The 13594-nt window shown below is 59.0% G+C and carries 13 protein-coding genes; 8 read left to right on the top strand and 5 right to left on the bottom strand.

The window, feature by feature from the left end; genetic code table 11:
• Positions 1–43 precede the first annotated feature (43 nt).
• The 4 genes from MO767_RS05715 to MO767_RS05700 are packed head-to-tail and all read left to right on the top strand — an operon-like array spanning position 44 to position 2435.
• Complete coding sequence (locus MO767_RS05715) at positions 44–448, top strand: MarR family winged helix-turn-helix transcriptional regulator (protein ID WP_282479740.1); 405 nt, start codon at positions 44–46, stop codon at positions 446–448.
• A gap of 52 nt (positions 449–500) precedes the next feature.
• Complete coding sequence (locus MO767_RS05710) at positions 501–1709, top strand: MFS transporter (protein WP_282479739.1); 1209 nt, start codon at positions 501–503, stop codon at positions 1707–1709.
• Entirely contained in the window at positions 1706–1828 is a 123-nt protein-coding gene (locus MO767_RS05705; protein ID WP_282479738.1) for a hypothetical protein, read from the top strand. Before MO767_RS05710 ends, MO767_RS05705 begins: the two co-directional genes overlap by 4 nt.
• Positions 1829–1883: 55 nt before the next feature.
• On the top strand, positions 1884–2435 hold the full coding sequence (locus tag MO767_RS05700; protein WP_282479737.1) for a glutathione peroxidase: 552 nt from the start codon (positions 1884–1886) through the stop codon (positions 2433–2435).
• A 76-nt stretch (positions 2436–2511) separates the two neighbouring features.
• Here MO767_RS05700 and MO767_RS05695 read toward each other — a convergent pair whose 3' ends face one another.
• From MO767_RS05695 to MO767_RS05685, 3 genes are all read right to left on the bottom strand, one after another.
• The gene (locus MO767_RS05695) at positions 2512–3798 is read right to left on the bottom strand and encodes an outer membrane protein transport protein (RefSeq protein ID WP_282479736.1); all 1287 of its coding nucleotides are present in this window, start codon (positions 3796–3798) and stop codon (positions 2512–2514) included.
• Positions 3799–3943: 145 nt separating this feature from the next.
• Positions 3944–4426, bottom strand: coding sequence for a hypothetical protein (locus tag MO767_RS05690; protein WP_282479735.1), 483 nt, complete (start codon positions 4424–4426; stop codon positions 3944–3946).
• A gap of 275 nt (positions 4427–4701) precedes the next feature.
• Complete coding sequence (locus MO767_RS05685; RefSeq protein ID WP_007898912.1) at positions 4702–4926, bottom strand: hypothetical protein; 225 nt, start codon at positions 4924–4926, stop codon at positions 4702–4704.
• 998 nt (positions 4927–5924) lie between these two features.
• Here MO767_RS05685 and MO767_RS05680 point away from each other — a divergent pair.
• Complete coding sequence (locus tag MO767_RS05680) at positions 5925–6248, top strand: sel1 repeat family protein (RefSeq protein ID WP_282479734.1); 324 nt, start codon at positions 5925–5927, stop codon at positions 6246–6248.
• Positions 6249–6423: 175 nt separating this feature from the next.
• Complete coding sequence (rmuC, locus tag MO767_RS05675; RefSeq protein ID WP_165353327.1) at positions 6424–7788, top strand: DNA recombination protein RmuC; 1365 nt, start codon at positions 6424–6426, stop codon at positions 7786–7788.
• Between the two features lie 26 nt (positions 7789–7814).
• Here the strand turns inward: rmuC and MO767_RS05670 are convergent, their stop codons facing one another.
• A complete protein-coding gene (locus MO767_RS05670) occupies positions 7815–11285 on the bottom strand; it encodes a PAS domain-containing hybrid sensor histidine kinase/response regulator (RefSeq protein WP_282479733.1) in 3471 nt (1156 codons plus the stop codon).
• Positions 11286–11409: 124 nt separating this feature from the next.
• The gene (locus tag MO767_RS05665; protein ID WP_282479732.1) at positions 11410–11949 is read right to left on the bottom strand and encodes a TetR/AcrR family transcriptional regulator; all 540 of its coding nucleotides are present in this window, start codon (positions 11947–11949) and stop codon (positions 11410–11412) included.
• A 91-nt stretch (positions 11950–12040) separates the two neighbouring features.
• Here MO767_RS05665 and MO767_RS05660 point away from each other — a divergent pair, with 91 nt between their 5' ends.
• Entirely contained in the window at positions 12041–13234 is a 1194-nt protein-coding gene (locus MO767_RS05660; RefSeq protein WP_282479731.1) for an MFS transporter, read from the top strand.
• A 42-nt stretch (positions 13235–13276) separates the two neighbouring features.
• Positions 13277–13588, top strand: coding sequence for a cupin domain-containing protein (locus tag MO767_RS05655; protein ID WP_282479730.1), 312 nt, complete (start codon positions 13277–13279; stop codon positions 13586–13588).
• Positions 13589–13594: the final 6 nt, after the last annotated feature.

The raw sequence follows: 13594 nt of genomic DNA, 5'->3' as shown, positions 1-13594 counted from the left end.
CATGTAACTTGATTTAACACAACCGCGGGTATATACACGCACCATGCTCGACTCCCAATGTTTATGCATCAACCTGCGTCGCGCCGCCCGTGGCGTCAGCAGGCATTACGACGGCGCTCTCGATGGCTTCGGGATCAACGTCGCCCAGTATTCTCTGCTGTGTAATTTGCAGCGTCTGGATAAACCGAGTATTTCCACGTTGGCCGAGGCCATGGGGCTGGATCGCAGCACCTTGGGGCGCAATCTGCGGGTGCTGGAAGGTGAAGGCCTGCTGACGCTGGTCGAGGGCGAAGACATGCGTAACCGCATCGTCATGCTCACCGAGGCGGGTACTGAGCGCCTGAAAGCCGCCTTGCCAGCCTGGGAAGCGGCGCAACAGCGGTTGATTGACCGTCTGGGTGCCGAGAAACGCGAAACCTTGCTGCGACTGCTGGACGAACTGGCGTGATGCCGGTTTTTCCGATCTTAAGCGGGTATATACCCGCTACCGGAGAATAAGAATGACATCGATGTGGCGTACGTGCGGTTGGGTTTTGTTGGGGAGTGCGCTGATTCTCGCGTTGTCCTTGGGCGTCAGACACGGCTTCGGGCTGTTTCTGGCGCCGATGAGTGCCGAATTCGGTTGGGGACGTGAGACGTTTGCCTTCGCCATTGCCTTGCAGAACCTGATCTGGGGCCTGGCGCAGCCATTCACGGGCGCGCTGGCCGACCGCTTTGGCGCCGCGAAAGTGGTGCTGATCGGCGGTGTCCTGTATGCGGTGGGTCTAGTGTGCATGGGCCTGTCGGATTCCGCCGTGACCTTGTCCCTGAGTGCCGGTCTGTTGATCGGCATCGGTCTGTCCGGCACCTCCTTCTCGGTGATCCTTGGCGTGGTCGGCCGCGTAGTGCCGCCAGAGAAACGCAGCATGGGCATGGGCATTGCCAGCGCTGCCGGCTCTTTCGGTCAATTCGCCATGGTGCCCGGTACGCTGGGGTTGATTGGCTGGCTGGGTTGGTCAGCGGCATTGCTGGTGTTGGGTATGCTGGTGGCGCTGATTGTGCCGTTGGTGAGCATGCTCAAGGACAAGCCGCTACCGGTGTTCGGCCATGAGCAAACACTGTCCGAAGCCCTGCGCGAGGCCTGTTCCCATTCGGGGTTCTGGCTGCTGGCGTTCGGCTTTTTTGTTTGCGGCTTCCAGGTGGTATTCATCGGCGTGCATTTACCGGCTTATCTGGTGGATCAGCATCTCCCGGCGAGCGTCGGTACGACGGTGCTGGCGCTGATCGGGCTGTTCAATATTTTCGGTACCTACACGGCAGGCTGGCTTGGCGGACGGATGTCCAAGCCACGTTTGCTCACCGGCCTGTATCTGCTGCGGGCCGTGGTGATCGGATTGTTCCTGTGGGCACCGGTCACGACGACCACCGCTTACCTGTTTGGCATGGCGATGGGTTTCCTGTGGCTGTCGACCGTGCCCTTGACCAACGGCACCGTCGCGACCTTGTTCGGCGTGCGAAATCTGTCCATGCTCGGTGGGATTGTTTTCCTGTTTCACCAGCTCGGATCGTTCCTCGGCGGCTGGTTGGGCGGGGTGGTGTACGACCGAACCGGGAGCTATGACTTGATCTGGCAGGTAGCGATTCTCTTGAGCCTGTTGGCAGCAGCCCTGAACTGGCCGGTGCGTGAGCAGCCGGTGGCGCGTCTGCAAACACAGATGAGTGCGATATGAACAGTCTCTGGCCGCGGATCGCTGTCATCGCTGTCTGCGCCTTGCTGCTGGCCCTGTCATGGTGGGGCTGGCATCAGGGCGGGCTGGCGTTGATGCAACTGGGCATGGGTGCTTGCTAGCAGGATAGGAGGGCGAGTAACTTCGGTTTTGACGATTTCTCAAGGATGCACCGACATGCTGATGCGTTGGCTCGCAGTTCCCGCGTTACTGGTAGCGTTTAGTGGATTGGCTCAAGCGGCAGAGTGCCCGGACCTGTTGCAAGGCTCGTTGCCGAAGCTGCGCGCCAAGGAATCCATCGACCTGTGCCAGCGCTTCGCTGGCAAACCGCTGGTGGTGGTCAATACCGCGAGCTTCTGTGGTTTCGCCCCGCAGTTCAAAAGCCTTGAGGCGCTTAATCAGCGTTACAAGGATCAGGGGCTGGAAGTCATTGGCGTTCCGTCCAACGACTTCAAGCAAGAGTCCAAGGATGGCGAAGAGACTGCCAAGGTCTGCTACGTGAACTACGGCGTGACGTTCACCATGACTGAACCGCAGAAAGTCCGCGGTGATGACGCGACTCACTTGTTCAAGATCATCGCCAAGCAGAGCACCGCGCCGAAGTGGAACTTCTACAAGTACGTGGTCGATCGCAAGGGCAAGGTGATCGCCAATTTCTCCAGCCTGACCACGCCTGACGATCCCGAGTTCATCGCTGCGGTGGAGAAAGCCCTGGCCTCGCAACCCTGATCGACACCCGTTAAAAAGCCCCGCCTCTGTACAAGAGAGCGGGGCTTTTTCAATTCAGGCGGCGAGTGAGGAACCGTCAGAAGCGGTAGGTCGCACCGACACCGAAACCGTTCGCACTGTTTTCGTACTTGGCGTTGTAGGACTGACCCAAAGCGTTAGCGCGGTTGACAGTGACAGATTCTTCCTTGAGGTAAGAGTAAGCCACATCAATGGTCCAGTCGTCGGTTGGGTTGAAGCCCGCACCGACACTGAAGATGGTCCGGTCGCCGGTAGGAATGCGTGGCGAACGATCAGTGTTGTTGGTGGGCGACTGGTCAAAGGAGAGACCGGTACGCAGTACCCACTGCTTGTTCAGCTGGTAGGAAGTACCCACGGCGTAGGCCCAGGTGTCATGCCAGTTTTGGTCTTCCTTGATGGTGCCAAGGATTTGTGGGGCGAGGGCACCACCGCTAGGTGCGGTTACGCCTTCGTTGTTGACCGTGATGTCTTTCAGGCGGCTCCACCGAGTCCAGGTAGCACCGGCATAGAGCTTCCAAGCATCATTCATATCTTGAGTCACGGAAAGGTCATAGGACTCAGGTGTTTCGATCTTCAGCGAGGCATCGTAACGGTTGGATTTGAGCAGTTGAGGTGGCACGCCAGCGCCGGCAGTCACATTGGTGTGGCCGTCGAGCTTGTAGTTCACTTTCGAGTGATAGGTCAGGCCCACGCGAGTGGTGTCGGTGGCTTGCACCAGGATGCCGGCGTTGAAGCCCAAGGCCGTATCGTCGCCCTTGATCTCCACATTGTTGTCACCAGTCCGGGGGATAGGGAGAGCAATGTCCGATTCCAGGGTGCCGGAAATCCGGTTGATGGTAGGGCCAAAACCGATCGAAACTTTATCGTTGAAAGCGTAGCTGACGGTTGGCTGCAAAGTGACGACTTTGACTTCGCTCTTGCTGCCGAAAGCGCGGCCCTGAAAGCCGTTTTCGTAGTCGGTGATCAGCCCGAACGGAGCGTAGACACCCAAACCAAAAGCCCATTCATCGTTGATTTTATTTGTATAGAAACCCATCGGTACTGTAGTGAACGGAACCATATCGCCTTTGTTGGTTCCGCTTGAACGGCCGCTGGTATCGCTGATATCGGTCGAGGCGTCGATCGCTGCGATACCGCCAGTGATTTGTTGGCCTTTGAGGCGGGCCATACCGGCAGGGTTGCCAAAAACTGTACTTGCATCATCGGCAGATGAAGAGCGCCCCGCAAAACCTGTCCCCATCCCGCTGATGCTTTGTTCGTTAAGGGCAAAGCCACTTGCGAAGATTTGGGTGGATGCCAAGGTAACGGCGAGGCTAAGGGTGGTTTTGAGCATTACTTTTTTCATTATTAGAACTCCTGATGATCACCGGGGCGAAAATTACCAACATTTTCGTCCCAGCGCTATAGGCTGTATGCGTTGATTTAGAGCGGTTTTGTAGGACAATCCGACCAAAATCGCAGCAGTTGCGCGATCTTGTGGAAACAGCAGATCAGCAGGCGACCTGATTCAGCGGTGAAACACAGGTTTGCCAGGCGCAGGTGAAGTCTCTCAGGCGTCCTTGAGGCTGGAAGATCTGGCGCCAGATGCGGGCCATTCCCAGTAGGTCGTCTGCTTCGGGGAGGGGGGTGTTCTGTTCTTCTACCAGCAGCCAGGCGATGGCTGTGGCGTAACGCAGGTTGACGGTCAATTCGAGGTGCGGACCACTCAGGAACGCATGTTGGCTGGCCAGGCCGCGAACCAGGCTTGCGCGTTCCGGGTCAAGTGCCAGGTAGTGGTCCCAAAGTGCTTGATGGCGGGGTTCGGCGATTCGATACAGGCCGTGTCCACGGCGGTCATGCAGGGCAGTTCCAAGGGCTGACTGGCTGGCGGCGACGCCCAGCAGCAGGGATTCGGCAGTTGCGCTATGGCGCCCGAGGTAGATCAATGTCGGGCGGATCACATAACGGCACAGTTCGCTGGCAGCGATACCCATAAAGCCCTCGCAACATCAAATGGTCGGCGATACCTGAAGGGGCATTGGCAGCAGTGAATCGAATCAGGCTCGCCGGAAGCGGAACAAGCCGCTTGAGTTGAAGTGTAGTGTCATATTCGCGCCGTAAAGGCCTGTTTTTAAAATATTTCCGGCTGCGAGTTATAACCGTTATATCGGTTAGTGCTTAGGCTGTGGCAGCGAAAAGAGAAATATCGGGCAATAAAAAGCCCCGCTTTTTAAGCGAGGCTTTTGAGGTTTTCAGACTTTCTGGCGTATCAGGCAACCAGTGCCTGACGGGTACGCTCGATCACGGCCTGCAGCGGCTCGGCGCTGGAGTATTGATCGGGGTACAGGCGTTCGCTGTGACGAGCGATGCCGTGTTCGTTGACCAGGGTGAAGCTGAAGCAGCCTTTGCGAGCAGCCATGATCAGGCAGTTCATTGGTGCAAAAGCATTGGTTAGGGTGCGAATGGCATCCTGAGTGTGGATTTGAGTAGACATAGTCATTGGGTGTTCCTACAAGCGACACGGATAAGAACCGTGCAAAGTTAAAACGTTCCAGTGACGACGACCACCATTGGTCGAACGAAGAACCCGACTGGAACAAAGCAGCCAGTTTGAAGCGCTGATAAATTGGCGCGCTTGGGCTGGCAGGTAGGTACTTAGGAGGGCAGGCAACACATCAAGGGCAAAGGTTCTGGGCCCAGGGTGAAGATCCTGATCAATTTGCAGGTTGGTTCGGTCAGAGTAAGTGAGCTTCGCAACACCCTTTGCTTTCGATTCAAAGGCTGTGTTGACGCAAGGTTTACCTGGAAACCATCGAGGTGGTCGATCCCGCTTTGTCGGTGGAGGCTTCCTTTGGGAAGGCTGACCGGGGGGATTTGTTCGACCAGAATTGACTTTCAGCTTGGTACTAACGCTGCGGATACTAACGGATTGAATTGCTGAAGGGAAGTGTGTTAGCAAAAAAGTTCTCTGAACGCCCTCATTCAACGTCCGGATTGGCGCTCGGAAAAAGCCATGACCCGCAGACTTGCCCTGTAATAGCACAAATTCCGACTATTGGTAGTCATGGCTCATCGGGCCAGGACCAGCCTGGATCACCGGTTTGCCAAGGTTTATCCCCAGGTGCAGGCAAAAAATGCGCCGAAACGGCGCATCGATATAACTGCCTCGAAGGGACTTGTGCACATAAGTGGCGGCGGGTGTCACGCCGCTGTCATCATCCCTTCAAACGCAGTGGGTGCCTGCAACTAAAATTTAAGTCAATGAAAAACATCGCTTTTTTTTACTGGTGAAAAAATCGTCAGTTTGACTGCGAGCCCCATTCCATAGGGCTTTGCGAGAGTTCAAGGGCGGTTGTCCACTGAGTTATCCACAGCTTCTGTGGATTGTCCCGAGCGCTTGCTCTAGGACGGGCGTGCCGGGTTTTTTTAGGCTTTACCTGTAAGAAAAAAAGAGTAGAGTGGCGCGCCTTCCGATCTGCCCCACAGTGCTTTATGAAGTTTCGCTCAGCATCAGTCTCTGCAACCTCCACACCTCCCAGCATTACCCCGCCCAAGCGCTTTTCGATGCGTGTGGCTGAGTGGCTGCTGGACAGTCCGCGTCTGGGCGAAAACCCCAACGTCAAACACTTCGCCGGAAGTTTGCTCAAGCAGCCAGCCCGGGAAGGGGTCGTGGCCGCGCAAAGCCGTCTCGGTCAGCTGATGTGCCGTGAATGCGGGAATGCCCGGGACCGTCGTATTGGTCAAGACCTTCTGCGTTCTGCCGCGCGGGCAGGGGATCGGCGCGCCCAGCAAGAACTTGGGCTGATCGAAGACTGAGCTGTCCAAGACCTGACGCCTTGGTTAACCTTCAAGTTTTATTTCATTGGCAGGAGTGGCTATGGCTATGGACTTGACCAGCGCATTGCTCGGTCTGGCGGGCGCTGCGCTGCCGTTACTGGTACTGGCCTGGCAACTTCAACGGCGAGCGAGCGCCACGCAGTCAGAGGTTGCACTGCTGGAAGAGCGTCTGGCTACGGCCCATCTGGCCCAGGATGGATTGAACGCACAACTCGAAGCCTGTCGCGATGAGATTGGTGATCTGGGCCAGGCGAATGCCGCTAAACAAGCTGACCTGGCCGCTGTACGCCGTGAAGTCGAATTGCTGCAGATCGAACGGGACGACGCACGCGACGCCGCTCACGCCTGGAATCTGGAACGCGCCGGCAAAGAGGCTGAGTTGCGCCGTCTGGACGCCCAGGCCGCTTCTCTCAACGCCGAGCTGCGTGAGCAGCAGGAAAGCCATCAGCAGCGCCTCAACGACCTGCAGGGCTCGCGAGATGAGTTACGCGCCCAGTTCGCCGAGCTGGCCGGAAAAATCTTCGACGAGCGCGAGCAGCGCTTTGCCGAAACCAGTCAACAACGCCTCGGTCAGTTGCTCGATCCGTTGAAGGAACGCATCCAGTCCTTCGAGAAACGCGTCGAAGAAAGCTATCAGGCAGAAGCCCGCGAACGTTTTTCCCTGGCCAAGGAACTGGAACGGCTGCAACAGCTGAACCTGCGCCTGAGCGACGAAGCCACCAACCTGACCCGCGCCTTGAAAGGGCAGAAAACCCAAGGCAACTGGGGCGAGCTGATTCTTGAGCGAGTGCTTGAACATGCGGGCCTGGAGAAGGGGCGCGAGTACCAGACCCAGGTCAACCTCAAGGGCCCGGACGGTGAGCGTTTCCAGCCGGACGTGATCATTTATCTGCCGGGTGACAAACAGGTGGTGGTCGACTCCAAGGTCAGCCTCACGGCCTATCAGCAATACGTCGCGGCCGAAGACGATGCCATCGGCCAGATCGCCATCAAGCAGCACGTGCTTTCCCTGCGCACTCACGTCAAAGGGCTGGCCGGCAAGGATTACAAGCGTCTCGACGGTTTGCACAGCCTGGATTTCGTCCTGCTCTTCGTACCGATCGAAGCGGCGTTTTCCGCCGCATTGCAGGCTGAGCCGACGCTATTCCAAGAAGCCTTCGACCGCAACATCGTGATCGTCAGCCCGACCACTCTGCTGGCGACCCTGCGCGTCATCGACAGCCTGTGGAAGCAGGAGCGCCAGAGCCAGAACGCCCGGGAAATCGCCGAACGGGCCGGATGGCTGTACGACAAGTTCGTGCTGTTCATTCAGGATCTGGATGAAGTCGGTAATCGCTTACAACAACTGGATAAAGCCTACAGTTCTGCGCGCAATAAGCTGACAGAAGGTCGGGGCAATCTGGTCAGCCGAAGCGAGCAGCTCAAGTTGCTTGGCGCGCGCGCGAGCAAGAGCCTGCCGGCAGACTTGCTGGAACGGGCGATGACGGATGTGGATGGGTTGGCCGAATTGCCGGAATAAAATCAAAATAGCGCAGGAAACAAACGCTACAACGGCAAATGCCGGCTCAGCAACGCCCGCAACGCCGCCGGTTTCACCGGTTTAGCCAGGTAATCCAGCCCTGCCGCATGCACCTGGGCCACCGTCTCCGGTCGCCCATCGGCGCTGATCACTACCCCTGGCACTGGCTCACCCAATCGGGTGCGCAGCCATGCCATCAATTCGGTCCCGGTCTCTCCATCGTCCAAGTGGTAATCCACCAGCGCCAATTGCGGACGCACACCATCGCGGAGCAGCGCCGCGCATTCATCGCGGTTGCGCGCGGTCCAGACCTGACAACCCCAGCGCGTGAGCAAGCTGTTCATGCCGATCAGGATGCTGTCTTCATTGTCGATGCACAGCACCTGCGCGCCGCTCAGCAATTTGCCATTGAGTCCGGCGACCTTGGTCGGGATCGCGGATTGCGTCCGGGCCAGCGGCACACTGACGCTGAACACACTGCCGCGCCCCGGCCAGGAGCGTACGCGCAAGGTATGACCGAGCACGCGACACAACCCGTCGGCGATCGCCAAGCCTAGCCCCAGGCCTTTTTCAGCACGCGTCTGGTGGCTGTCGAGGCGTTTGAACTCTTCAAAAATGACCTGCTGTTTATCCAGCGGAATGCCCGGGCCACGGTCCCAGACTTCCAGGCACAGCTCGCCCTTGCGTCGGCGAACCCCCAGCAGCACCGGCCCTTTGGCGTAGCGGAAGGCGTTGGTCAGGAAGTTCTGCAGGATTCGACGCAACAGTTTGATGTCACTGTCGACGCGCAACGTACTGCCCCTGACGCGGAATTTCAGCCCCTGGTCGCGGGCCAGCGCCTGGAACTCGGCACTGAGGACGTCGAACATCTCATTGAGTACGAACGGTTTGGGATCAGGGTTGATCTTGCCGTTTTCCAGGCGGGAAATGTCCAGCAGGTCGCTGATCAAATCCTCGGCCGAGCGCAGTGAAGTGTCGAGATGATGGACCAGTTTCTGCGCCTCACCGGAGAGGCCGTCGTCTTGGTGGGAAAGGGCGGCCGAGAACAGTCGCGCAGCGTTCAACGGTTGCATCAAGTCGTGGCTGACCGCCGCCAGGAAACGGGTTTTCGACTGGTTGGCCGACTCCGCGGTGCCCTTGGCTTCGGTCAGGGCGACGTTGAGTTGCGACAGTTCGTGGGTCCGCTCGGTGACCCGTCGTTCCAGGCCCTCGTTGGCTTCGGTCAGTGCTTGCTCAGCCTCGCGGAACGCGGTGATGTCGGTGAAACTCATGACAAAACCGCCGCCCGGCATCGGGTTGCCGATCAGCTCGATCACACGGCCATTGGGGAAAAGTCTTTCAGAGGTGTGGGCGCGGCCCTGACGCATCCAGTGCAAGCGGCGGGCGACGTGCACTTCGGCTTCGCCGGGACCACACAGGCCGCGCTCGGCGTTGTAGCGAATGATGTCGGCAATCGGGCGGCCAAGCCTGATCAGTCCATCCGGGTAGTTGAACAGCTCCAGATAGCGCCGGTTCCAGGCCACCAGTTTCAGCGATTGGTCGACCACACTGATGCCTTGGGTGATGTTCTCGATCGCACCTTGCAGCAGCGCGCGGTTGAACTGCAGCACTTCCGAGGCTTCGTCGGCGATTCGGACGACGTCCTCGAGTTGCATTTCCCGACCTTCGATGGCGGCTTTTACCACCGCCCGGGTCGAAGAAGCACCCAGCACACCGGCCAGCAAGCGTTCGGTATGGGCGATCCACTCACCATCGGCGTTCTGGTTCGGGTTGAAGCCTTTGCCCTGACGGTAGGCGAAGCGGATAAAACTCTGACGGGCGCGTTCTTCGCCGACGAAGCGTGCGGCCAGTTGCAACAAATCGTCGATCTGCACCGACAGCATCGAGCGGGCGCTGGGGCGGGCGCTGATTTCCTGACCGATGAAGCGACCCGCCTGCCAATGTTCCGAAACCCTCGTACGCGACAGCACCGACACCCAGGCGAACAGCGTGAAGTTGCCCGCAAGAGACAGCACCACGCCTTGGGTAAGCGGGCTAATCGGCAGGTGCAACGGGTTGCTGTGTAACCAGGCCAGACCGGGGAAACTGCTCAGCGACAAGCCAAGGCTGGTGGCGGCAATCGGCAGGATCAAGGTGTAGAACCACAGGAACGTCCCGGCAGCCAGACCGGCGAACACACCGCGACGATTGGCCTGTTTCCAGTACAGCGCGCCGAGCATGGCCGGGGCCAGTTGGGTCACGGCGGCAAAGGCGATCTGGCCGATGGTCGCCAGGCTCGCCGTTGAGCCGAGCAGGCGATAGCTGACGTAGGCCAACAGCAGAATCACCACAATGCTCACTCGGCGCACCGAGAGCATCCACTGGCGGAACACTTCGAACGGCCGCTCGGCGTTGTTACGCCGCAGCAACCATGGCAACAGCATGTCGTTGGAGACCATGGTCGACAGCGCCACGCTGGCGACAATCACCATGCCGGTCGCCGCCGAGGCGCCACCGATAAACGCCAGCATCGCCAGGGCTGGATGGGATTGGGCCAGCGGTAGGCTGATGACAAACGAGTCCGGCAGCACCGAGCTCGGCAGCAGCATCTGACCGGCGAGGGCGATGGGAACGACGAACAGCGCCGCCAGCGCCAGATAGGCCGGAAACACCCACTTGGCCAGGCGCAGATCCTGAGGGTCGATGTTTTCCACTACGGTCACATGGAACTGCCGGGGCAGGCAGATGATTGCCATCATCGCCACACCGGTCTGCACCACCATCGACGGCCAGTTGATGGTTTCCTTCCAGTACTCTTCGAGGCGTGGGGCGAGCATGGCCTGGTCGAACAGGTCGTCGAAGCCGTCGTACAGGCCGTAGGTCACGAACACGCCGACCGCGAGAAAAGCAAACAGCTTGACCAGCGATTCGAACGCAATCGCCAGCACCATGCCGCGGTGGTGTTCCGTGGCGTCGAGGTTGCGGGTACCGAAGACGATGGTGAATAACGCCAGCACTAGCGACACGATCAGCGCCGTGTCCTGGGCGCGGGTGCCCATGGCGTCGGCACCGGCGCCGATCAGCAAGTTCACTCCGAGCACGATGCCCTTGAGTTGCAACGCGATGTAGGGCAACACGCCGACCAGGCAGATCAGCGCCACCACCACCGCCAGCGACTGGGATTTGCCATAGCGCGCGGCGATGAAGTCGGCAATGGAGGTGATGTTCTCCTGCTTGCTGATCATCACCATTTTTTGCAGGACCCACGGCGCGCCCACCAGCAGCAGGATTGGCCCGAGGTAGATCGGCAGGAAAGCCCAGAGCTGTTCGGCGGCCTGGCCCACGGCGCCAAAGAAGGTCCAGCTGGAGCAATAGACGGCCAGCGACAGGCTGTATACCCAGGCGCGCACCCGCGGCGGCAACGGCGTGCTGCGACGGTCGCCGTAGAAGGCGATGGCGAACATGATGGCCATATAGGCCAGGGCGACGGCGGCAATCAGCCCGCTGGACAGCGACATGGGAACTCCAGACAAAAGACACCCGGGACTCCCGCCCGGACAGACAGTCTCGCACGATGGCAGGGGTTAGTCAGTGTCGACCAAGGTCGCGGCGCGGCGGGGTGTCGCAGTGTGGATTTTGCCGTTACTGATCCAGCGCAATCTCGATCAACCGATGCAATTCCTCAACCTCCAGCGGCGCCGCTGAAAACAGGATGCGAAACACCGTCGGCGCCGCCACCATGTTAATCAGCCGATCAACGTTCGGCTTCGGCTGATCGGGGTAACGATCCAGAATCGTCTGCAGTTGCCCGCCAATGATCGTCGCGCAAAGGGCCGGTGTGGTGCTGCATTGCACGTCACGCAACATGTTGCGTCCGGGCTCTGAACTCATCTCGTCCAGATACTGCTCGGCCCAGGCGCGCACATCACCGTGCAGACTACCGGTATTGGCCGGCTCACTCTCGGGGCGCATTCGGGCGAGGGCGACGTCCGCCAACAACACAGACAAATCGCCCCAGCGCCGGTAGATGGTCGACGGCGTGACGCCAGCGCGCGCAGCGATTTGCGGGACGGTCACGGTGGTACGGTCCTGCTCTTCGAGAAGATCGCGGACTGCCGAGTGAACCGACTCTTGCACCCGGGCGCTTCTGCCGCCGGGGCGTAATCCTTCTTTAATAGCCATGCATCGGACCTTAACACAAAGAATTTGCTTTAAGCGCTAGCCAATAGCACACTCCGCAAAAGCAAAAAGTTAGCTTTTGCGGAGTGTGCTCATGTCTCGTTCAGCGTCTAAACGTTCAAGCCTGTGGTTTCTGGCGATCACCTTACTCAGTTTTCTCGCGGCGTCCACGGCGCCGACGCCGTTGTATCACCTGTACCAGGAACACCTGCAATTCTCGGCAGCGACCCTGACCGTGATTTTCGGCGTGTACGCCATCAGCTTGCTGGCGGCATTGCTCACGGTCGGTTCGCTCTCGGATTACCTGGGGCGCAAACCGGTGATCTTCACCGCTGTGATGTTTAACATTCTGGCGATGCTGCTGTTTATCAATGCAGACAGTGTCGCCTGGTTAATCAGCGCACGAGTGCTTCAAGGTTTTGCTACGGGGATGGCCACTGCCGTATTGAGTGCTGCGCTGTTGGACACTGATCGAGAGCAAGGGCCGCTGGTCAACAGTGTGGCGCCGTTGCTGGGCATGGCGTCGGGCGCCATGGGCTGCGGCTTGTTGGCCGAGTTTGCACCGCTGCCATTGCAGTTGACCTATTGGGTGTTGCTCGCGCTGTTTGTGATGCAGGCGCTGTACGTCTGGCGTTTGCCGGAAAGCGTCAGCCCGCAGCCGGGGGCTTGGGCTTCGCTGCGCCCAACCTTGCATGTGCCAGTCCAGGCGCGACGTGCGTTGTGGCTGGTGCTGCCGATCAACATCGCGGTGTGGGCGCTCGGTGGTTTTTACGCTTCTTTGGCACCGTCTCTGGTGCGCACGGCCACGGGATCGACCTCAAATCTGATTGGCGGTGCGACGGTCGCCGTGTTGACGGTAACCGGTGCGTTGATGATCTACACCCTGCGCGATCGGCCGGCCGACAAGGTTTTGCGATTAGGCGGCAGTCTGCTGCCCGTCGGCGTCGCACTTATTCTGATGGCGGTGCACAGCGCTAGCCTGCCACTGTTTTTTGTCGGGACACTGGTGGCCGGCTGCGGTTTCGGCGCCGGTTTCCTCGGTGCATTGCGCAGCGTCGTGCCGCTGGCGCTGCCCCATGAACGGGCAGGGTTGATGTCGGCTTACTACGTGCTCAGTTATCTAGCTTTCTGCTTGCCGTCGTTGCTGGCCGGGAACTTGACCCAGACCTTCGGGCTGGTGGCCACCACCGATGGTTACGGCGCGGTGCTGATTATTCTCTCGGTCAGCGCTCTGTTCGCGTTGATGCGTCAGCAGTCGGTGAAAGTCTGTGGCGTCGATGTTCGATGACCGCTAGCCTTGGCACCGCCATACATTTCGACCGACCGACGCATGAAAATCATCCGCAGCAAATCCTTCACCGCTGACCGTGCCTGGGGCGCTTTGGATATCGCCAAAATGAACGGCATCACCACGCGTTTGCACTGGACCGATCAGCCCTATAAATGGCACATCAATGATGGTCAAGAAGTGTTCGTGGTGCTGGATGGTCAAGTGCAGATGCGTTATCGCGAAGAAGGGCAGGAGAAAGAAGTGATGTTGGGTGTAGGAGATATCTTCTATGCCGACGTCGGCACCGAACACGTTGCCCATCCGCAGGGTGCGGCAAGAATCCTGGTGATCGAAACTGAAGGCAGCGTTTGACGTCAT

It is taken from the genome of Pseudomonas sp. UYIF39 (assembly GCF_029963765.1).
Classification (GTDB): domain Bacteria; phylum Pseudomonadota; class Gammaproteobacteria; order Pseudomonadales; family Pseudomonadaceae; genus Aquipseudomonas.
This window is presented reverse-complemented; position numbering and strand designations above follow the sequence as displayed.

Coding starts and splice junctions, on each gene's coding strand:
- MO767_RS05715 (WP_282479740.1), top strand. CDS start 44: ATGCTCGACTCCCAATGTTTATGCATCAACCTGCGTCGCGCCGCCCGT.
- MO767_RS05710 (WP_282479739.1), top strand. CDS start 501: ATGACATCGATGTGGCGTACGTGCGGTTGGGTTTTGTTGGGGAGTGCG.
- MO767_RS05705 (WP_282479738.1), top strand. CDS start 1,706: ATGAACAGTCTCTGGCCGCGGATCGCTGTCATCGCTGTCTGCGCCTTG.
- MO767_RS05700 (WP_282479737.1), top strand. CDS start 1,884: ATGCTGATGCGTTGGCTCGCAGTTCCCGCGTTACTGGTAGCGTTTAGT.
- MO767_RS05695 (WP_282479736.1), bottom strand. CDS start 3,798: ATGAAAAAAGTAATGCTCAAAACCACCCTTAGCCTCGCCGTTACCTTG.
- MO767_RS05690 (WP_282479735.1), bottom strand. CDS start 4,426: ATGGGTATCGCTGCCAGCGAACTGTGCCGTTATGTGATCCGCCCGACA.
- MO767_RS05685 (WP_007898912.1), bottom strand. CDS start 4,926: ATGTCTACTCAAATCCACACTCAGGATGCCATTCGCACCCTAACCAAT.
- MO767_RS05680 (WP_282479734.1), top strand. CDS start 5,925: ATGAAGTTTCGCTCAGCATCAGTCTCTGCAACCTCCACACCTCCCAGC.
- MO767_RS05670 (WP_282479733.1), bottom strand. CDS start 11,285: ATGTCGCTGTCCAGCGGGCTGATTGCCGCCGTCGCCCTGGCCTATATG.
- MO767_RS05665 (WP_282479732.1), bottom strand. CDS start 11,949: ATGGCTATTAAAGAAGGATTACGCCCCGGCGGCAGAAGCGCCCGGGTG.
- MO767_RS05660 (WP_282479731.1), top strand. CDS start 12,041: ATGTCTCGTTCAGCGTCTAAACGTTCAAGCCTGTGGTTTCTGGCGATC.
- MO767_RS05655 (WP_282479730.1), top strand. CDS start 13,277: ATGAAAATCATCCGCAGCAAATCCTTCACCGCTGACCGTGCCTGGGGC.